Origin of the sequence: Acinetobacter entericus, from assembly GCF_026168575.1 — a bacterium.
Lineage (GTDB): Bacteria > Pseudomonadota > Gammaproteobacteria > Pseudomonadales > Moraxellaceae > Acinetobacter > Acinetobacter bouvetii.
Genome location: NZ_JAPEQW010000031.1, coordinates 10,778 through 32,639 on the forward strand (window position 1 = coordinate 10,778; position 21,862 = coordinate 32,639).

Consider the following 21,862-nt stretch of genomic DNA (forward strand, 5'->3'; position numbering starts at 1 on the left):
CATGTTCGATCTTAAAAACAGCTTAAAAAAACAGAGCGGAAAAATCTCTCAACCTCTACTGATTAGTTTGGTTATCGGCGCTACCGTACTCCTCAGTATTTTTTTGATCTTAACTGGTAAGAATAAATCGGAAACATCAGATGAACATGCAGAGGAAGAAAGCGGAGAAGAACATGGCGGTGAAACCGAAGAGCATGCAGAAGGTGTGAGCCTGACTGCCAAGCAACTGGTGGAACAGGGCATACAATTATCAGCGGTCGATCAAGGCCCGGTGGTTAAATTAAGTTCTTATCCTGCCAAACTGAATGTGAATACTGACCAGCAAGCGCACGTCTCACCGAGTTTTAGTGGTCATGTAGAAAATGTCTATGTAGAACTCGGTCAAAAAGTTCAGAAAGGACAGCCTTTGGCTGCGTTGCTTGTTCCTGATCTAGTTGATCAGCAGGCCAATCTTAAAATTGAACAAACCAACCTTGAACTGGCGAAACAAGACTATGATCGTGAGCGTCAGCTTTGGTCACAGGGCATTTCAGCAAAACAGGACTATCAACGTGCTTATAACAGCTATAAACGGGCACAAATTCAGGTTCAAGCGGCCCAATCACGTTTAAGTGCATTTGGTGCAGTGAATGCCAGTAACGGACGCTATATTTTGAAAGCTCCCATTTCTGGCGTGATCAGTAAAAAGGATTTGGTTCTCGGGGAAAATGTTCAGTTAGCCGATCAACTCTTTACGATAGACCGGTTAGATCAACTCTGGCTTGAGTTTATTGTTCCAAATTCTGAAATTATGGGCTTAGCCCCGAATCAAAAGATCGAATTTAAATCCTTGCAAACAGAAAAGGTTTATCAAGCTGTTATTCAGACTTTAAATACTGAAGCGGATATTCAAACAGGTCGTCTTCAGGTGCGAGCAAAAGTTGAATCGAATGCAACCGAATTACGTCCAAACTTGATGGTGAACGTACAGTTGCAACAACGGAGTGAAAGTACCGCATTACGGGTACTTAAGTCCGCAGTTCAGAATGTCGATGGAAAAGATGTGGTTTTTGTCGCCACTCAGCATGGACAAAAAGTTGAATTCAGTCCGCAACCTGTGAAATTAGGGCAATCATCTGGGGAGAGCCAATGGATTGAAGTGGTGAGTGGGCTTAGTCAGGGACAAAAATATGCCGCTCAAGGCAGTTTTTTACTGAAATCCGAGCTGGAAAAAGGAGAGGCTTCACATGAGCACTGAAACTCCTCAAATTCCAGACCACGAATCGGTAAAACCTGAAGGACTGTTTGATCGACTGATCCAGTTTTCTATCCATAACGCAATCTGGGTCATGCTGTTTATTGCGGCTTGGATTGCTATTGGTATTTATAGTTATCAAAAGTTACCGATTGATGCTGTACCAGATATTACCAATACTCAGGTGCAGATTAACACTTCAGCCAATGGTTTTACGGCTTTAGAAATGGAACAGCGGATTACCTATCCCATTGAGAATGCCATGTCAGGCATGCCGAAAATGGAACAAACCCGTTCGATTTCACGCTACGGCTTATCGCAAGTGACCATCATTTTTGAAGATGGCACGGATATTTACTGGGCCAGACAGCTTATCAACCAGCGCTTGCAAGAAGCAATGGGAGAAATGCCTGAAGATGTGCAACCTAACATGTCGCCTATTTCGACAGGTTTAGGTGAAATCTATCAATGGGTGATTAAAGCCGAACCAAATGCTAAAAAGCCGGATGGAACCCCTTATTCGGCGATGGATTTACGTGAAATTCAGGATTGGATTGTAAGACCGCAATTACAGCGCGTAAAAGGCGTTGCTGAGATCAACAGTATCGGTGGCTTTAATAAAACCTATGTGGTTGCCCCTGATCTGAACCGATTGCAACAATTGCAAATTCCTTTGTCTGATTTACAAACTGCCTTAACAGAGAATAATGAAAACCGTGGTGCTGGCTATATTGAGAAAAATGGACAACAGCTAACGGTTCGTGTTCCCGGCACTTTAAACACGATTGAAGATATCCAGAACATCAGTATTGCCAATAAAAACGGCTATCCGATTCGGGTGGCAGATGTCGCCAATGTCTCAATTGGTCATGACTTAAGAACAGGGGCTGCAACCTATAATGGTGAAGAAACTGTATTGGGTATTGCCATGATGATGATGGGAGAAAATAGCCGTACCGTTGCTCAAGCCATTGATGAAAAGGTGCAATCGATCCAGCAATCGCTACCTAAAGGTGTGGTGATTGAGACTGTGTATGACCGTACGCATTTGGTTGATCGGGCGATCAAAACCGTTCAGAAAAATTTGATTGAGGGTGCAATCCTCGTCATTGTTATTTTATTTCTCTTTCTAGGTAATTTCCGTGCTGCGCTGATCACGGCTTGCGTTATTCCACTGTCAATGCTGTTTACCTTGACGGGAATGGCAGAGCAGAAGATTAGTGCAAATCTGATGAGTTTAGGGGCACTGGACTTCGGTATTATTATTGATGGTGCAGTGGTTATTGTAGAAAACTGTATCCGTCGGCTAGCAGAAGCTCAGAAGCTGAAAGGTGGTTTACTTAGCCGTTCTGAAAGATTTAAAGAAGTCTTCTTGGCTGCAAAACAGGCGCGTCGTCCTCTGATTTTTGGACAGTTAATTATTTTGGTGGTTTATCTACCTATCTTTACCCTGACGGGTGTAGAAGCCAAACTTTTCCATCCTATGGCAATGACTGTTGTACTGGCTTTAATTGGGGCCATGATTTTATCTGTCACTTTTGTGCCAGCCGCAGTTGCCCTATTTGTCACTGGAGAAGTCAAGGAAACCGAAAGTCGCTGGATGCATTGGCTTAAAACCAAATATGAACTGCTTTTAGATAAAGCCTATGAGCTTCGTTTATTTGTGACTATTGTGGCTGCCTGTATTTTAGTGCTTACGGGCGTGCTAGCCACTCAAACAGGTAGCGAGTTTGCACCTCAACTGGGTGAAGGTGATTTTGCTGTTCAGCAAATGCGTTCCCCAAGTACAGGGTTAGAACAGTCACTGAGAATGCAGGAAAATACTGAAAAGTTACTGTTGAAAGAATTTCCTGAAATTAAAGCGATCTTTGCTCGTACCGGTACAGCAGAAGTGGCCACAGATGTTATGCCACCCAACATTTCAGATGGCGTGGTACTGTTAAAACCTCATGATGAATGGCCTGATCCAAAACAAACGATTGATGAGCTTCGCCAAAGAATGATTACTTTCTTAGCGACATTGCCGGGAAATAACAGTGAGTTCTCGCAACCCATTGAACTGCGCTTTAACGAGTTAATTTCAGGGGTGCGAAGTGATGTGGGTGTCAAATTATTTGGTGATGACATGGAGATTCTAAATCGCGAAGCGAATAAAATTTCTCAAAAAATTAACTCAATTTCAGGCGCGACAGCCGTTAATGTAGAACAGACCAGTGGCTTACCCTTGTTGAATGTAGAGGTGGATAAGTCCAGAGCTGCACAATATGGCTTGTCGGTAAGAGCAATTCAGGATCTGGTAGCTACAAGTGTCGGTGGCCAGAATGTTGGAACAATTTTACAGGGAGACAAGCGTTTTGATTTTGTCATCCGTCTAGATGAATCCCAGCGTAGTCCTGAACAGTTAGCGGTACTTCCTATTCAATTGCCGAATGGTGGTTTAGTCCAACTGCAAGATGTGGCACGCGTTGAAAATATCCTGGGTATTAATCAGGTCAGCCGTGAAAATGGTAAACGTCGAGTGGTTATTACTGCAAATGTAGAAGGACGTGATTTAGGCTCATTCGTAACAGAGCTTCAGAGCACGTTATCCAAACAGGAATTACCAAGCGGTTATTGGATAGATTATGGCGGTCAATTTCAAAATCTGATGTCTGCAAAAGCGCGTATGCAATTGGTGGTTCCGCTCGCATTGTTGACGATCTTTATTTTATTGATGGCTGTATTCCATAATATCAAAGAAAGCTTACTGGTCTTTAGTGGTGTACCGTTTGCCTTATGTGGAGGCTTAATCGCGTTGTGGTTGCGTGACATTCCATTATCCATGTCAGCAGGGGTTGGCTTCATTGCACTATCGGGGGTGGCTGTACTGAATGGCTTAGTCATGCTCACCTTTATCAAAGAGTTGCGACAACAATATGACCTTTATTATGCAACGTGGCAGGGTGCAATTTTGCGTCTTAGACCTGTGCTGATGACCGCTTGTGTGGCGTCCCTTGGGTTTGTCCCGATGGCTTTGGCAACCGGAACTGGGGCAGAAGTACAGAGACCTTTAGCAACAGTGGTTATTGGAGGAATTATCTCCTCTACCCTGCTTACATTGGTTTTATTGCCCGTACTGTACCGCTGGATGAATGAAAAGAAAGTTTCTTAATCCAATAGATTAGTCGATTTACAGCAGAGATATTGGCTGTTATCCAATATCTCTGCTCATCATAAATAGAATAAGGAAAATATTTTATGTCAGAACATCATGATCATAGCCATGCGGTTGTTACTGAAGAAAATAGTAAGAAGTTAATGGTTGCCTTAGGTTTAACGACTACTTTTTTAATAGTAGAAGTTGTCGCTGCTTTTATTACCCAAAGTTTGGCTTTGTTATCTGATGCAGCTCATATGTTTACTGATGTAGCCGCTTTAGCTATTGCTCTTGCCGCTATCAAAATTGGTAAAAAAGCCGCAGATGATAAAAGAACTTTTGGCTATCAGCGATTTGAAATTTTAGCGGCTCTGTTTAATGCGGTGATGCTTTTTGTGGTAGCAATATATATTGTATATGAAGCTTATCAACGTTTTACGAACCCTGCTGAAATTCAAAGTGTTGAAATGATGATTGTCGCGGTCATTGGTTTGGTCGTAAATTTGATTTCAATGAAAATCCTTTCTGCTAGTGCTGAAGGAAGTCTAAATATAAAAGGTGCATATTTAGAAGTTCTTAGTGATGCTCTAGGATCGATAGGCGTGATTATCGGAGGAATAGTTATTTATTTTACCCAGTGGATGTGGGTAGATACCTTAATCGCTGTGTTAATTGGCTTCTGGGTCTTACCTCGAACTTGGATTTTATTAAAACAAAGTATTAATATTCTGCTTGAAGGAGTTCCTGATGAGATTGATATTGAGTCGTTAAGAAATGATTTATTGATGCTAGAGGGTGTTGAAGGGATTCATCAGTTGAAAGTCTGGGCTATATCTTCAAAAAACATTCATTTAACTGCTCATTTGGTTGCTCCTAATAGCGATCCAGATCAGCTCTATCAAAAGGCCTTAGACGTTCTAAAACATAATCATAGTATTACTGAAATTACGTTACAAATAGAAAGTAAGGAATGTAATACATTGGAACAGCATAAACATTAAAGTGCTGCTCTTTCTACATAATGGACAGATGACTAGGCTGATAAACCTTACCATTTTCCTGTATTACACTTCTATTTATCACACGCACTTTAAACACCATCCTGAGACATTTTAAAATTACAAGAATGTAATTTATGAGTCCTCTGGGTGTTAATTCTTTAAAGTTAGAATATCTAACAAGTATTAAATGAGAGTAAATAAACATGCTATTCAAAAATAAATTTTGTACTAAATTACTGTTAATTAGTGCATTCTTTAGTATCGCAAGTTTTAGTTATGCAGATGGCGGCTTGTTATTTCTTGAAAAGAATTTAAAAGCTTCTAAAGTTGAAAATTCTAAACAAAAACAAGTTAAAAATAATGAATCAAATGAATCAAATGAATCAAATGAATCAAATGAATCAAATGAATCAAATGAATCAAATGAATCAAATGAATCAAATGAATCAAATGAATCAAATGAATCAAATGAATCAAATGAATCAAATGAATCAAATGAATAGTTGGGTTGCATAAATAAATCAATTAGACTTATTCATTCAGCAATATAATTCCTGAATGAATAAGTTTATAACTAAAACCTATCACACCATTAGTTGAACTACATATAATAAACCTCTTGCGAAAGTAAAAACCACCTCAATATAAATTTCATGAGATATCAGAAATTAAATCGTTTTTCAGATTCTGAATTCAAACGCTTGGTTGGCGTACCTCGACAAGTTTTTACTGAAATGGTCGAGGTTTTAGAAAAAGCAGAATCACTCAAAAAGAAATCAGGTCGTCCTCATACTTTAGATATAGAGGATCAGTTGTTATTAACTCTCAATTACTTACGGAACTACAGCACTCAACTGGAATTAGCGGCAAATTACCATATCGCTGAAAGTAATGTGAATCGAACCATTAAAAAGGTTGAAGATGCATTGATGAAATCAAGACGTTTTACTCTGCCAAAACGAAGCATTACCACAGCAGACGAACACTTTAACTGGGTCATTATTGATGCGACAGAATGTTCAATAGAACGTCCGAAAAAAAAATCAGAGTAAGTTCTACAGTGGTAAAAAGAAGAAACATACGCTAAAAGCACAAGTGATCTATCATCCGAACAGCAAACAAATCATAGGGCTAGATATATCGAATGGCAGTCAGCATGATATTAAATTGGCAAGAAAAACGGTTAAGAAATTCAAACATTGTGAATATGTTATGACCGATTTAGGGTACTACGGATTAGAGCAGGATGGTTTTAAATTATTGATGCCCATAAAGAAAAAGAAGAATTCCCCCTTATTTAAGGCTGAGAAAAAGTACAATAGAATGATTGGAAAAATACGAGTTGTGATCGAACATATCAATAGTCAATTGAAAAGATTTAGAATATTAAGTGAACGCTATCGAAATAGACGGAAAAGATTCGGTTTACGCATTAATTTAATCGCTGCATTGGTAAACCGGATAAACTTGCAATAATGACTTTCGCAAGAGATCTAATCTTATAAGTTTTCTAAGTGACCTAAATTTTTATTTTGTACGCTATGAAGGATAGTTTGCAAAATTTCAATTCGTGCAGCATATTTACTATCATTGGCAATGATGTGCCAAGGAGAAATATCTGTGCTCGTATATTTGAACATATCTGATGCTGCTTGTAAGTAGGCATCCCACTTTTCTCTATTACGCCAATCATCTTCTGTTAATTTGAAGCTTTTTTGAGGTGTATTTTTTCGCTTGTAAAAACGACGTAATTGTTCATCTTTTGAAATTGCTAGCCAAAATTTTATAACAATTGTATTTGTATCAGACAGTTGTTTTTCGTACTGATTTATTTCTTCATAAGCATTTTGCCATTCTATTGGGTTAATTAAATCTTCTACACGTTCTACAAGTACACGTCCATACCAGCTGCGATCAAAAATATTAAGTGCCCCATTAGTTGAATGCTTATTCCAAAAACGCCACAAATAAGGACGTAATCGTTCAAAATTTTCTGGTGCTGAAATACTATGAATATTATATTCGTGTAGCCCTAGAAATTTAATGATGCGCTTAATTGAACTGCCTTTACCTGCGGCATCCATACCTTCAAAAACTAATACAACGTTATGTGATGAATAACGTAGAACATCTGCGACTTTCCTTTCTAGTTGTTTAATGGTTTTTTTATACTCTATGTGGCTAATTTCACTTTTTTTTATTTGAGTTAAAATTGAAGGAATAGGTGCCGCCTGATATTTAAATTTATTCTTAATTTGTACAGGTGGTAGTTTTAGATGTTTAAGTATTAATTGAGAAAACTGTGTATTTCTTTCTATATTGTTTTCACTATTAATGATTACCCAATCGTGGGTGAATCTATTTCTTAAAGTTTGAATTTGATTGTATAAGGTTTTAGTTTTCCATTTTTTTTGTGGAAAATCATCCCATGTAAAACGTGGAACTCTTTGGATTTTATTAATAATATCAATATTTTTTGTGCGAATTTTTACTTTGCTCCATGAAACATCAAACCAAACTTTAATAATATCTACATTATTATTTTTTAAGTAACTTTCAAATTCATATATACGCTTTAAGTGTTCGTTGAATACATTATTTTGTATTTTTTCATCATTTAATATAGTTGACGCTAGTAAATCAGTATACCAATTCCCATAAAAAAACATGATTTGTCCATTTTTTGGAATGTCATTTATGTATGGTTGCCAAATTAATTTATTTTCTTTGACTCTATTTGGGGTTTCAGCCTTAATTTTTAAATATCTAGGATCCATTAATTCACTTAGCTTTTTGATTGATTGATTTTTTCGCGTTAGTTCAATTCCGCCAATTATTACTAATATACTTTTTGATTTAGAATTCTTGAGTTTATATTGTTCTTGAATTAATTTAATGGAGAGGTCTTGATAATTCATTTTAAGTCTCGTTTAAAAAATTTTTAATAAAATAATTATAAATTCAGTTACAGTCAATGTTATTGTTTTATTATTAAAGTTGTTTTGCAACAACTTTTTTTTGTGCCATTAAAACAAAGCCGACTAAAAAGATCGGTATTTTTTTTATTATTATTTTTATTAGTATTTTTAATGTAAGTTATTGTTATTTATTTATATTTATAATATTAAAATATAAATTTTGACCTTTTATTATTTTAAGTTTATATTCTTTTCAGAAAAAGTTGTTGACAGCAATATTTTTATATGTCTTTGGAGGGGGGGCTGTTGTGAGTCTTGAGATTTCAACTGTTTTAGAACATAAAGAAAACTTGAATAATGCTTTTTTTAAGAAAAAGACACAGGTTAGAGCAATTGAATCTGATTTAAAGATGGTGAATCAGACTATTAAGCTTCTATCGGAAGGTGGCGTTAATGCAGTTACATTAGAGGCAGTAGGTGTGAATGCTGGATACAGTCGCGGTTTAGTTTCTCGGCGCTATGGTTCTAAGGATCAATTACTTGTTCGAGTTTTAAATTATTTGGAAAACTGGTTAAATGAGAAATCTAAAATTGCAACTAATAATAAATATGGTTTAGATGCTATTAATTCATTAATTTTAAGTATTTCAGATGATTTTTATTTGTATCGTGAAAAATATAGAGCATATTTTTGGTTGAGATTTTATGGTTTAGAGCAAAATAAAATTTTAAATGAATGTCTGGTAAGATCTCATAATATGCGTGAGGAAAAAACTATTAAATGGCTTAAAGAAGCATTAGCTCTAGAGGAATTATCAAGAAATGTAGATATTGAAATGGTACATGATTTTATTAAAACATCATTGATGGGTTTAGTTCATAACTGGATGGTAGATCCTAATTTTAATATTGAAATTAGATTGAAGCAGTTAGTTTATATTCATTTAAAAAATATGTTTTCAAATTCTCATTTTTATCATTCTGTTAATTTTTGGGGTGAATAATATTATGCAATTTACCCAATTAAAATATAGTAGTTTTTTAATTATATTCAGTATTACTGGTTGTCAACAAATAGATCCTTATCAGAAGCCTAAAATTTCTTTATCTCATAATTATCCGATTCAAACTCAGCACTCTTACCAAGCACTTTCTTGGATTGATTATGTCAAAGATCAACAACTTATTAATATTGTCGATCTGGCACTAGTGGCGAATCAGGATTTAAAGATTGCTTCATTACGTATGCATGAAGCACAAGCGGCTTATAACATTCAACGTGCTGAACTTTTTCCGAATATAGGTGGTACTGCGAGCATGGAACGCAGTCATGTGCCTGCCGACTTATCTTATGTCGGTAGAGAAGTGACATCCAGTCAGTATTCTGTGGGTCTTGGCATGAACCAATGGGAGCTGGATTTGTGGGGTCGTATCCGCAGCTTGAATGAAGCGGCTTTGCAGCAATTTCTTGCAGTTGAAAGCAATGTGCGTGCAGCACGCAATAGTATTATGCAGCAAACTGTTCAAAGTTATTTAACGTTATCTGAACTGGATAAACGCATCCATTTTGCTCAGCGCTCTGTACAGAATTATGAAAAATCAGTACGAATTTTTAAGCGCCGTTTTGAGGTGGGTGCAGGCTCTAAAGTGGAATACATGCAAGCAAAAACAATGCTCAGTAATGGTCAAGCTTTAGTGGCTGAATTACAGAAATCCCGTGCACTGACTGCAAACTATTTAGTGCAATTGGTGGGACAGCCGATTTCTTTGCCTAAAACAGATTTAGATCAAGTGACTTTTAAAACAAGTATGCTACAAACGGGTTTGCCTTCAGACTTATTGTTGAACCGTCCTGATATTCATGCTGCGGAAGCAATGCTTAAATCTAAGCATGCCAATATCTATGCGGCACGCGCAGCATTTTTTCCACGTATCGCACTGACGGGCAGTTTTGGAACAGCCAGTGCAGATTTAGACGATTTATTTAAATCTGGCAGCAGTGTTTGGTCGTTTGCTCCTAGTATCAGTGTGCCTATTTTTACTGCGGGTCGTCTAAAAAATAATTTGACCTTAGCAGAAGTGCGTAAAGAGATTGCAGTGGCAGAGTATGAAAAGACGGTACAGAACGCATTCCGTGAAGTCTCTGATGCACTGGTTCAACAGAAATATTTAGATCAACAATTACGGATTCAGAAACAAGGACTCAGTGCTTTCCAGGAAACTGCACGGCTGGCACAACTGCGTTATGACAACGGTGCTGTGGGATATTTAGACGTTTTGGATGCACAGCGCAATTTACTTAGTGCAGAACAGCAATTGATTGAAACGCAAAGTAGCTTAATGCAGTCCTATGTCAGTCTTTATTTTGCCTTGGGTGGTGACACCGCATTTGCAAAAAAAATTTAAAATATTGGGTAATTAAACATGAATTTTAAGAAAATAACCATTGCTGGGTTCATCGTTGTTTTAGGGTTGGTCGCTTATCTGATCTGGAAAAATATGAATAAGCCAGACACTGATGCCTTAGTCAGTGGCAATGGACGTATTGAAGCCACTGAAATTAACGTATCTAGTAAGCTATCTGGCCAGTTAGAAGAAATTTTGGTTAAAGAAGGTGACTTTGTCGAGCCTGGTCAAATCTTGGCGCGGGTTAAAATTTCGACTTTAGAAGCCCAGTTACGTGAATTGGAAGCACAACAGCGTCAAGCCCAGGATGCGATTGCGACAGCGGAAGCACAAGTGGCGATGCGGATCAGCGAAAAAGCCGCCGCTGAAGCCATGGTACAACAGCGTGAAACAGAACTGATGGCGGCTAAAAATCGTTTAGCGCGTACCGAAGTTTTAGCCAAAGAAGGCGCATCGTCCAAGCAACAACTGGATGATGAACGTGCCGCAGCACAGCAAGCCATTGCGGTATTAAGCGCAGCCAAAGCACAGGTACAAAGTGCCCAAGGGGCAATTGTTGCGTCTAAAAGCCAAGTGTCAGCCGCACATTCTCAAGTCGATGCCATCAAAGCCTCGGTGGAACGGATTAAATTTGATATGGATGATGCACAGTTACGTGCACCATTAAAAGCACGTGTTCAGTTCCGTGTCGCGCAGCCGGGTGAGTTGGTGGCAGCGGGCGGGCGTGTGCTCAATCTGATTGATTTATCTGATGTGTATATGACGTTCTTTTTGCCTGAAACCGTTGCAGGTAAAATTGCTATTGGAACAGAAGTACGTATTGTATTGGATGCTGCGAAAAATGTGGTGATTCCAGCTACAGTGTCTTTTGTTGCCGATACTGCACAGTTCACACCAAAATCGGTGGAAACGGAAAGCGAACGTCAAAAACTGATGTTCCGTGTTAAAGCGAAAATTGATCCAACTTTATTGAACAAATATATCGAACAAGTCAAAACAGGTTTGCCAGGTGTGGCATATATCAAAATTGATGATCAGGCAGCTTGGCCGACATTTTTAGAGAACACAGTTAAATGATGACACAACAATCTGAAAAAGGATCGGTTGTTGCAGAAATTGAAAATGTTAGTCTGAAATATGGAAAAACGGTTGCACTGAATCAAGTGTCGCTATCCTTACCAGCAGGCTGCATGATCGGTTTAATCGGTCCAGATGGGGTGGGGAAATCCAGTCTATTGGCTTTGCTGTCAGGGGCGAAAATTGTACAGCAAGGTCGCTTAAAGGTGTTGGGCGGTGATATTGCCGATAAACAACACCGTACCCGTGTTTGCCCACATATTGCCTATATGCCGCAGGGTTTAGGGAAAAACCTATATAAAACTTTATCGGTTGAAGAGAATTTACAGTTTGTGGCACGTCTGTTTGGGCATGATGCTGCCGAGCGACGCAAACGGATTGATGATCTGACCAAAAGCACAGGCTTGTACAATTTTCTCGACCGTCCTGCGGGTAAATTATCGGGTGGGATGAAGCAGAAATTAAGTCTGTGCTGTTCTTTGATTCATGATCCCGATTTTCTGATTTTAGATGAGCCGACCACAGGGGTTGACCCTTTGGCACGGGCGCAATTTTGGGAACTGATTAACCGCATTCGCAAAGTTCGTCCACAGATGAGTGTTATTGTTGCTACTGCTTATATGGATGAAGCACAAGGCTTTGACTGGCTGGCGATGATGGATGATGGGCAGATTTTAAAAACTGGCACACCACAAGAATTATTGACTGAAACGCAATGTAACAGTTTAGAAGATGCTTTTATTCAACTATTGCCAGAAGAAAAAAAGCTCGGCTATGAGCCTGTGGTGATTCCGCCTTTACCTGACTACGGTTCAGAAAGCTATGCTCTTGAAGCGCAAGATTTAACAGTGAAATTTGGTGATTTTACTGCGGTAGATCATGTTAATTTTAAAATTAAGCGTGGTGAAATATTTGGTTTCTTAGGCTCGAATGGTTGTGGTAAATCCACCACCATGAAAGTGCTGACGGGACTTTTAGAAGCCTCAGAAGGTCAGGCGTGGCTGTTTGGTGAGCCTGTAGAGGGCAACAATATTGAAACTCGTCGCCGTGTCGGCTATATGTCGCAGGCATTTTCCCTATACAGCGAGCTGACCATTGTGCAGAATTTGGTCTTACATGCCAAATTATTTCATGTACCAAAAGAACAGATTGAGCCACGTGTACAGCTCATGCTGGAGCGTTTTGACCTGGAAGAAGTCAAAGAAAAACTGCCCGATGATTTGCCTTTGGGCGTGCGTCAGCGTTTATCACTCGCAGTGGCACTGGTGCATAATCCTGAAATTTTAATTCTGGATGAACCAACATCTGGGGTTGACCCGATTGCGCGTGATAATTTCTGGCGCTATTTAATCAATTTGTCGCGTAATGATGGGGTCACGATCTTTATTTCAACTCATTTTATGAACGAAGCGTTGCGCTGTGACCGAATGTCAATGATGCACGCTGGACGAGTGCTTGACAGTGCGTCACCAGCACAGCTGATAAAAAACCGCCATGCTGAAACACTTGAAGAAGCTTTTATCGGTTATTTGATTGATGCTGGTGCAGGCACTAAAGATCAGCCCAATGATTTGGCGAAAAGTATTGCTGAAACAAATGGCAGTAAAGAACTGAATGCCAAGCCAAAAAAATTCAGTTTGCGCCGGTTATTGAGTGTTGCCTGGCGTGAATCTTTGGAGTTGGCGCGTGATCCGATTCGCGCCACCATGGCTTTAATGGGGTCATTAATTTTACTGCTGGTCATGGGCTACGGCATCACCATGGATGTTGAAGACCTCAAATTCGCTGTGTTGGATCGTGACCAAACGAGCTTAAGTCAAAACTACAGCATGAGTATTGCAGGGTCGCGTTATTTTATCGAACAGCCAGCGCTGCAAAGCTATGATGATATTGATCAGCGTATGCGTAGTGGGGATATTTCCTTGGCGATAGAAATTCCGCCAAATTTTGCTCGTGATGTTGCTCGTGGTGAACAGGTGCAAGTCGCTGCGTGGATTGATGGTGCGATGCCACAGCGTGCAGAAACTGTGCAAGGTTATGTGCAGGGGATTCACACGTATTGGCTGATGCAAAAAGCATTGGAACAAAGTGGTTATAAAACATCTAGTACTGTGAGTGTTGAAACTCGTTACCGCTATAACCCAGATATTAAAAGTTTACCTGCGATGACCCCCGCAGTATTGCCTTTATTATTACTGTTGATTCCTGCCATGTTGACTGCTTTATCTGTGGTGCGAGAAAAAGAATTAGGTTCGATTGTGAATTTGTATGTCACACCAGTGACGCGGACAGAATTTTTAATTGGTAAACAGATTCCATATATCTTGTTGGCAATGTTGAACTATTTCCTTATGTGTTTGGTCATGGTTACTTTATTTGATGTACCTGTAAAAGGTAGCTTCTTTGCTCTGACCTTAGCTTCTTTTTTGTTTGTAATTTTTGCCACAGGTATGGGCCTATTGGCATCTACTATTACCAAAAGCCAGATTGCTTCAATGTTTTTAGTCATGATTGGGACTTTGATACCAGTTATGCAGTTTGCTGGAATTATCAATCCTGTATCGTCTTTGGATGGGTTTGGACGCTGGTTTGGGGAAATTTATCCGGCAACGCATATGGTCAATATCAGTCGTGGAATTTTTAATAAAGGTTTGGGCTTTGATGATTTGAAACAGGCCATTTGGATCATGGCCATGGCTGTTCCGGTAGTAATGTTTGCTGCTATTGCCTTGCTGAAGAAACAGGAGCAATAAGATGTTCACAAAATTACAGAATATCTACCAGCTCGGCTGTAAAGAGCTTTGGAGTCTCTGGCGCGATCCAATCATGTTGGTGTTAATTATTTACACCTTTACTGTATCAGTTTACACATCATCAACTGCTGTAAAAGAAACATTGAATATGGCGCCGATTGCGATTATTGATGAGGATCATTCAACTTTGTCGGAACGGATTTCTTCAACATTTTATCCTCCGAATTTTACCAGTAAAACCACAACGCTTAGCACGATGGATGCGGGTATGGATGCAGGTGAGTTTACTTTTGCAGTAAATATTCCACCCAATTTTCAGCAAGATGTATTGTCTGGCGAAAGTGCAGAGATTCAAGTGAATGTTGATGCGACTCGTATGATTCAAGCCATGTCGGGCGCAGGCTATATTCAGCAGATGATTCAGTCTGAAGTGAATGAATATGTGCTGCGTAACCGTGAAGTTACTAATCTGCCTATAGATTTGGCGATACGCTCCCGTTTTAATCCAACACTGGAAAATCAATGGTTTATGAGTGTCATGCGGATTATTAATAACGTGGCAATGCTTTCAATTATTCTGACTGGTGCAGCGCTGATTCGTGAACGTGAGCATGGCACCATTGAACATTTGATGGTGATGCCAGTAACGGTATTTGAAATCATGATGTCCAAAGTCTGGTCAATGAGTCTTGTGGTATTGATCGCAGTATTTGTTGGCTTAAAAGTCGTGATTCAGGGTGTATTGCATGTCCCGATTGATGGTAGTTTGCCGCTCTTTTTCTTTGGCGCCTTACTCACACTGTTTGCAACCACTTCGATGGGTATTTATATGGCAACCGTTTCAAAATCTATGCCGCAGTTTGGTTTGTTAATGATGCTGGTACTAATTCCAATGCAAATGCTGTCAGGCGGATCTACTCCACGCGAAAGCATGCCGGAAATTGTGCAGCAGGTCATGATGATTGCCCCAACTACACACTTCGTCTCTTTGGCTCAGGCCATTTTATACCGTAATGCAGGATTCGATGTGGTGTGGCCATCATTTGTATGGTTGTTAGGTATTGCGTCAGTGTTTTTTTATCTGTCTTGGAAGCGCTTTAAAGACACGATTCATACCATGGCGTAAAGGGTTTCCCTTTTGCAGGCAGATGACTCCCCGAATAGTCTGCCTGCTTTTTTTTTATTCTTTGATAATAATTCAATGGCGCAAGATTTAAATAAATGTCATTGAATAGCATAATTTTTTTGAAATTTATAGGGGAATGTAGTGCTTCAAATTCTCTCTGAACTATGTGGCGGTGTCGGTCTATTTTTAATTGGTATGACGTTACTGACTGATAGCCTTAAAGAAATTGCAGGTCAGACCTTGAAGGAGTTACTGACAAGGTTTACGGCAACGCCGTTTAAAGCCATGCTGTCAGGTTTGGGTATGACATTGCTGGTGCATTCATCTACAGCAACAATTGTCGCCGCCATTGGTTTTGTCGGAGCAGGGGTACTCAGTTTCACGCAAGCCATGAGTGTGGTGATTGGTGCCAATATCGGCACAACCAGTACTGGTTGGATTGTGGCATTTTTGGGCATGAAATTTTCCATTTCCATGTTGGCATTACCGATGATTGCTTTAGGCGCTCTGCTTAAACTCATCGCTAAAGGCCAAATGGCCTTATTGGGCCTTGTGATTGCAGGCTTTGGTCTGATTTTCTTTGGCATCGATGTTTTGCAAAAAGCCATGGCGGGGTTTGCTGTACACTCAGATTTATCCTTTTTTGGTTATGACAGCTTGTGGTCACAATTGGTTTTGGTGCTGATCGGCATCATTATGGCAATGCTGCTGCAGTCCTCTAGTGCATCTATTACAGCGACTATGGCTGCCTTAGTCAGTGGTGCGATTGACTTGCCGCAGGCGCTATATATGGTGATTGGGCAAAATATTGGTGCAGTCAGCATTACCGTGATTTCGGTGATTGGCGCTTCGATCAATGCCAAACGAACAGTTGCTGTGAACGTGATTTTTAATCTCGTGAGTGCGATTGCTGCATTTTTCCTGTTAGCACCGTTTTTTCTTTGGTTGATTAAACACAGTGCATTTTTCAGCAGCATTGATCAAGTGATTATGCTCGCGATGTTTCATACAGCATTCAGTGTGTTGGGGGCATGTATGTTTATGCCAAGTCTGAAATTTTTAGAACAGAAAATTATCCAATGGTTGCCAAGTAATAATCCTGCCATTTTAGACAGTCTGGATGATGCAAGTTTGCAAGTACCTGCCATTGCAGTACAGGCCGCGGAAAAGGCGGTATATTTCAGCATATTTGAGATTTTTAAAATTCTACAAATGGTTTTTCAGACCGGTACATTACCTAGACATCAACAGTTGAATACGCTGAATGAGATTATTCAGCATATTGAGCAGTATTTAGAAAAAATAGCGATTCCTGAGCATCCTGCACTCAAACAAAAATTCTTATCATTACTGCGAGTAATGGTCTATGTACGTGTCTTACATAATGATTTAGAGCGTTTAGATAATGCCATATTGCTACGAACACAGCCGGCAATTTTTCAGTTAGCACTAGATTATTGCAATATTTTAGAAAGTTACTTTTCACATATAGAACAGTTAGCAGATCGGTCAGTCATTGAAAATCTTAGAGCCGATTTAAATCAGTTAAAAAAATGGACCAGTAGCCATCGTGCCGAAACGCGTAAAAAAGTCATGGAATATACCGAAGTAAATCAATTAAGCGCATCCAAAGGGGTGGAATTATTAGCTGCACAGCGTTGGATGGATCGCTTAATTGCACATAGCTATCGTTTCTCTAACGTGATGTATGAGCGTCTTTTAGAGGAGTCTTGATGAATGTGGTTCATCGCATTTTTTATCCAGCTGTGTTGAGGCTAAGAAATTGAATACTGTATTACTAGATTTGTCCTTTCAAGAATTATTGAGAGTCATGGTATCTGCATTAGGCTGCGGTTTATTAATCGGTTTAGAACGGGAAAGGCATAATCGTAAAGAAAGTGAACCCAGTTTTGCCGGACTGCGTTCATTTACCATTTGCGCCTTGCTTGGGGCAGTATGTTTTTTACTACATCTTGCAGTAGGTATCTTAGGTGCATTTTCAGTCACGACTTTTTGTGTTTATAGCCTGATTAAACAAAAACAGGATATTGGTGCGACCACTGAACTGGCATTTTTGATGACCTATTTGATTGGTGCATTATGTGTGTTTAATGTGCCGCTTGCTGCAGGGTTAGCGGTAGTGTTGTGTCTGATTTTAATGGGCAAGCAGTCATTGCATTATTTTGCTGGCAATTGGATTCAGCATTTTGAACTGCGTGACGGTTTGTTTTTACTGGCACTGATTTTAATTGCCTTGCCACTGATGCCGGATCAGGCAATGTGGGGCACAGTACTCAATCCATATGTGATTCTAAAACTGCTGATCATGATTTTAGGCGTACAGTCCTTGGCACATATTGCTAAACGTCTCTTGCCAAACAATAAAGCCTTGATGTTGTCATCTTTGGCATCCGGTTTTGTTTCTAGCACCGCAACTATTGCCAGTTTGGGCATGGAAGTCCGTTCAGGCAAAGCAGAAGCCAAATCTAATGCTGGTGCAGGCTTAATTTCCTGTATTGCGACCCTGTTACAGCTGCTGATTATTGTCGCAGGGATTAATTTTGCTTGGTTTAAGGTTTTATTGTTGCCTTGCAGTATTGGCATTGCAGTGCTTTTGATCATTGCCTTGATGTTAATTCATTCATCCAAAGCGACGATGGGTCAACAGGCTACACCACAAAATGATATTACGCATATGGACAGTCGGATGTTCAGCATTAAGGAAGCCTTGATCATTGTGGTAACACTGACAGTGATTCAAGCAGCGGTATATGGCTTGAATGTAGTGTTGGGTGATAGCGGTTTGATTATTGGGGCATTCTTCGCTTCTTTATTTGAAGTGCATGCCGCCATGGCAACGGTGGTGATGCAAGGAACACCACAGCAGATGACGTTGGTCTACGCTATGATGATTGGTTTGGCTGCACATGCATTTTCTAAAAGCATCAATGCATTTTTAACTGGTGGCGGGAAATATTTTCTATATTTTGCCCCCGCACAAATGCTGCATATGGCGATTTTAATGGCGGTACTTTGGATGGTTATTCAGTAAATTTAGGATTTATTTTCAATATTTTAGAATGATATTTAAGTTTTTGTTTTGTAATTCTATTTATTTTTAGCCAACTAAAAATGGCATTGCTTTTAAGAAATATGGGTAGTATATGAATTCCGTAGTTACACAAGCCTCCCCCCCGGTATATGGTCAAGTTGAGCGATATATTAATCGCGAGTTGTCAATTTTAGATTTTAATTTACGTGTCTTAGAACAAGCGGTCGATCCTTTAAATCCACTCTTAGAAAAATTGAATTTTTTATTAATTTTTTCTAGAAATTTAGATGAGTTTTTTGAAATTCGTGTTGCAACTATGTTGGAACATTTTGTTCAAGAGCGAGACATACAAACGGCTGATGGTTTATCCCCACAAGAAATTTTACATCAAATTTCGGAGACAGCACATGCTGCGATTGAACGCCAATATCAAATTTTAAATGAGCAAATTTTTCCGCAGTTAAGAGAAGAAGGCATCAGCTTTTTAAGACGTGGAGAGTTAACTCAAGCACAATCTAATTGGGTCAAAAAATATTTTCAGGAACAGGTTGCACCAGCCTTAACACCAATAAGTTTAGATCCTGCGCATCCCTTTCCACGCTTGGTCAACAAATCACTTAATTTCATTGTGACTTTGGAAGGTAAGGATGCCTTTGGCCGTCAGATCGATTTGGCAGTGGTTCCTGCACCACGTTCATTGCCACGTGTGGTGCGTTTGCCAGATGAGTTGACCGAAGGCAAAGAGCATCATGTGATGCTCTCTTCAATTATTCATACTCATGTGTCTGATTTATTTCCGGGAATGACGGCAACGGGTTGCTATCAATTTAGAGTAACCCGAAATGCAGATTTAACGTTAACTGAAGATGTTGAAGACTTAGCGGAAGCCTTAAAAGACGAACTCAGTTCACGCCGTTTTGGTCGGGCAGTACGTTTGGAGGTCAATAAAAATTGTCCAACACATATTTATGAATACTTACTCAAAGAATTCGATTTGGATACGCATCAATTGTATCGTGTCGACGGGCCTGTTAATTTGGCTCGATTGGTCTCGGATTTTAAACGCCCATATTTACGCTATGAGCCACATACTCCTGTGATTCCAAAAATACTGAAAAAATCTGCAAATATTTTCAGTGCGATGCAGAAACAAGATATTTTATTGCATCATCCTTTTGAATCATTTTCCCCTGTAATTCGATTATTACGTGAAGCCGCGCAAGATCCGCATGTTTTGGCCATTAAACAGACCTTGTACCGTAGCGGTGCAAATTCAGAAATTGTGCAAATTTTGGCTGAGGCGGCAAGAAATGGTAAAGAAGTCACCGCAGTGATTGAATTACGGGCACGGTTTGATGAAGAGTCCAATATCGCTGTTGCCAATGTTTTACAGGAAGCGGGTGCCGTGGTGGTATATGGCATTGTCGGCTATAAAACTCATGCCAAAATGATTTTGGTGGTACGCCGAGAAAATCAAAAACTGGTGCGCTACGCACATTTAGGTACAGGAAATTATCATGCTGGCAATGCCAAAATTTACACTGATTACGGTTTATTAACGACCAATCAAGATTTGTGTGAAGATGTACATCGTATTTTTCAAGAATTAACCGGTATGGGCAAAATGGTGAAGTTAAAGAAACTTCTACATGCACCATTTACTTTGCATAGTCAGTTGATGAATTTTATTGAAAACGAGATTGTGCTTGCGAAAGCAGGGAAACCGGCAAAAATTATCATTAAGGTCAATGCACTAACCGAAGTTCAATTGATTAATAAATTATACGAAGCTTCTCAAGCTGGTGTGCAAATAGAATTAATCATTCGTTCTATTTGTTGTTTACGTCCAGGCCTAATTGGCTTATCAGAAAATATTCGTGTTCGCTCAATTGTAGGGCGTTTTCTTGAGCATACTCGTGTCTATTATTTTTACAATAATGGTGATACACGTGTGTATTGTTCTAGTGCTGACTGGATGGAGCGTAATTTATTTAAACGTGTTGAAGTGTGCTTTCCTATTGAAAATACTAGACTCAAAAAAAGAATTTATCAGCAAGGGTTAGAAAATTATTTAATGGATAATCAACAAGCATGGCTATTACAAAGTGATGGTAGTTGGAAGCGTAACTCATGCATAGAAAATGAAAAGCCACATAATGCGCAGCACTTTTTGTTAAGCGTTATAAAGTAAATGCTTAACTTAAAGTTAACTCTTTTTAGGCCTATTCAACAACATTTAAGAAATTATGATCTTTCGATACAGGTGGAATGCCACTAATTTTAAAGTAGCAAGCACTTTGCCACCTTTTGTCAAATAAAGTTATAGGCAGATATAATATTTTAAGTTGTTGGATGGTCATTGTTTTTTGATTTAACACATTTAAATAGGATAAACATTTTTGGGTACTTTATATTTTGATCAAGTCTTACCTGTCCAGATGCCGAAGTTGATCTTTTTGCCTTGGTAAAAATATTTCATTTGGCTTATTTTATTTCATAGCGAATGAGTACGATGAAACAATAATGACATAATTTGAATATATCTAAATTATGTCGGTTTTCATTTGATCTAAATTTTTTAAATTCTTTTCATATCATTAGACCTCTTGCGTTAGTCAAAATTTAATCAGTGATAAGCGTTGATTTTTAAATAAATATCAACATCTAAAATAGTCATTAAAGATACTTTCGCAAGAGGTCTAATTATAATATTAAAAATAAAGTATTTTTTTTAATCCCATTTCAATGGGTCATCTTTATATATCTCAATTTATGTTGTAAACATACAATGTAATTTCTAAATAAAAATATCCAATTTTTTTAAATCACTTCAGGATATAAAGCTTTAGCTATGCCAAAGCCAATTAAACCTGCTATGGCTAAATATAGGGCTTTCATGTACCACATGCCCCAAAGTACAGTTATTTTATTTGCTGAAAACTTATGTACTGGCTGACTTAAAAAATTGGTTGTTTGGTTAAATGACTTTTCAGATGCTTCAAGAGCATAATAATTTAATGCGGGGAACAAGCAAGCAACCAATAAAATAGCGATTGCGGGAAACACAAATGCTTTAGGCAGACTAAATTTTATTGCGAATTATAAAGCCGCACCGGCACTGTTGCAAATAACCACGAATGGTAAGCTGAAGACTGTTTT

General features: G+C 38.9%; 14 protein-coding genes and 1 pseudogene. 13 read left to right on the top strand and 2 right to left on the bottom strand.

Annotation, left to right across the window (positions count from 1 at the left end):
* Position 1: 1 nt before the first annotated feature.
* The 5 genes and pseudogenes from OKC24_RS16800 (at position 2) to OKC24_RS16820 (ending at position 6,847) form a co-directional block, all read left to right on the top strand.
* Complete coding sequence (locus tag OKC24_RS16800; protein ID WP_004281853.1) at positions 2 to 1,237, top strand: efflux RND transporter periplasmic adaptor subunit; 1,236 nt, start codon at positions 2 to 4, stop codon at positions 1,235 to 1,237.
* The gene (locus OKC24_RS16805) at positions 1,227 to 4,385 is read left to right on the top strand and encodes an efflux RND transporter permease subunit (protein WP_004733184.1); all 3,159 of its coding nucleotides are present in this window, start codon (positions 1,227 to 1,229) and stop codon (positions 4,383 to 4,385) included. Before OKC24_RS16800 ends, OKC24_RS16805 begins: the two co-directional genes overlap by 11 nt.
* An 86-nt stretch (positions 4,386 to 4,471) precedes the next feature.
* Positions 4,472 to 5,371, top strand: coding sequence for a cation diffusion facilitator family transporter (locus tag OKC24_RS16810; RefSeq protein ID WP_100243227.1), 900 nt, complete (start codon positions 4,472 to 4,474; stop codon positions 5,369 to 5,371).
* Between the two features lie 203 nt (positions 5,372 to 5,574).
* Positions 5,575 to 5,754 (top strand): annotated as a pseudogene (locus OKC24_RS16815) (hypothetical protein); the annotation flags it as partial.
* Between the two features lie 270 nt (positions 5,755 to 6,024).
* A protein-coding gene (locus tag OKC24_RS16820; protein ID WP_100243228.1) for an IS5 family transposase occupies positions 6,025 to 6,847 on the top strand; the annotation gives its coding sequence in 2 pieces (ribosomal slippage) (positions 6,025 to 6,405 and positions 6,407 to 6,847; 822 coding nt in all).
* Between the two features lie 23 nt (positions 6,848 to 6,870).
* Here the strand turns inward: OKC24_RS16820 and OKC24_RS16825 are convergent.
* Complete coding sequence (locus tag OKC24_RS16825) at positions 6,871 to 8,289, bottom strand: phosphate--AMP phosphotransferase (protein ID WP_125503267.1); 1,419 nt, start codon at positions 8,287 to 8,289, stop codon at positions 6,871 to 6,873.
* Positions 8,290 to 8,597: 308 nt separating this feature from the next.
* Here OKC24_RS16825 and OKC24_RS16830 point away from each other — a divergent pair, with 308 nt between their 5' ends.
* The 8 genes from OKC24_RS16830 to ppk1 all read left to right on the top strand — a co-directional run bounded on the left by OKC24_RS16830 (position 8,598) and on the right by ppk1 (position 20,894).
* Positions 8,598 to 9,293, top strand: coding sequence for a TetR/AcrR family transcriptional regulator (locus tag OKC24_RS16830; protein WP_121594234.1), 696 nt, complete (start codon positions 8,598 to 8,600; stop codon positions 9,291 to 9,293).
* 4 nt (positions 9,294 to 9,297) lie between these two features.
* Positions 9,298 to 10,695 carry an efflux transporter outer membrane subunit gene (locus tag OKC24_RS16835; RefSeq protein WP_004907105.1) on the top strand — a complete coding sequence of 466 codons (1,398 nt, stop codon included), beginning with the start codon at positions 9,298 to 9,300 and terminating at the stop codon, positions 10,693 to 10,695.
* 18 nt (positions 10,696 to 10,713) lie between these two features.
* Positions 10,714 to 11,772, top strand: a complete 1,059-nt coding sequence (locus OKC24_RS16840) for an HlyD family secretion protein (protein WP_004907097.1) — start codon at positions 10,714 to 10,716, stop codon at positions 11,770 to 11,772.
* Complete coding sequence (gene rbbA, locus OKC24_RS16845) at positions 11,769 to 14,525, top strand: ribosome-associated ATPase/putative transporter RbbA (RefSeq protein ID WP_004907095.1); 2,757 nt, start codon at positions 11,769 to 11,771, stop codon at positions 14,523 to 14,525. Before OKC24_RS16840 ends, rbbA begins: the two co-directional genes overlap by 4 nt.
* A gap of 1 nt (position 14,526) precedes the next feature.
* The gene (locus OKC24_RS16850; protein ID WP_265466040.1) at positions 14,527 to 15,651 is read left to right on the top strand and encodes an ABC transporter permease; all 1,125 of its coding nucleotides are present in this window, start codon (positions 14,527 to 14,529) and stop codon (positions 15,649 to 15,651) included.
* A gap of 141 nt (positions 15,652 to 15,792) precedes the next feature.
* Positions 15,793 to 17,385 carry a Na/Pi cotransporter family protein gene (locus OKC24_RS16855; RefSeq protein WP_004985732.1) on the top strand — a complete coding sequence of 531 codons (1,593 nt, stop codon included), beginning with the start codon at positions 15,793 to 15,795 and terminating at the stop codon, positions 17,383 to 17,385.
* A gap of 49 nt (positions 17,386 to 17,434) precedes the next feature.
* A complete protein-coding gene (locus OKC24_RS16860) occupies positions 17,435 to 18,703 on the top strand; it encodes an MgtC/SapB family protein (protein WP_004907087.1) in 1,269 nt (422 codons plus the stop codon).
* 112 nt (positions 18,704 to 18,815) lie between these two features.
* On the top strand, positions 18,816 to 20,894 hold the full coding sequence (gene ppk1 / locus OKC24_RS16865; RefSeq protein ID WP_004907085.1) for a polyphosphate kinase 1: 2,079 nt from the start codon (positions 18,816 to 18,818) through the stop codon (positions 20,892 to 20,894).
* A 629-nt stretch (positions 20,895 to 21,523) separates the two neighbouring features.
* Here the strand turns inward: ppk1 and OKC24_RS16870 are convergent.
* On the bottom strand, positions 21,524 to 21,733 hold the full coding sequence (locus OKC24_RS16870) for a hypothetical protein (RefSeq protein ID WP_228127370.1): 210 nt from the start codon (positions 21,731 to 21,733) through the stop codon (positions 21,524 to 21,526).
* Between the last annotated feature and the right edge of the window lie 129 nt (positions 21,734 to 21,862).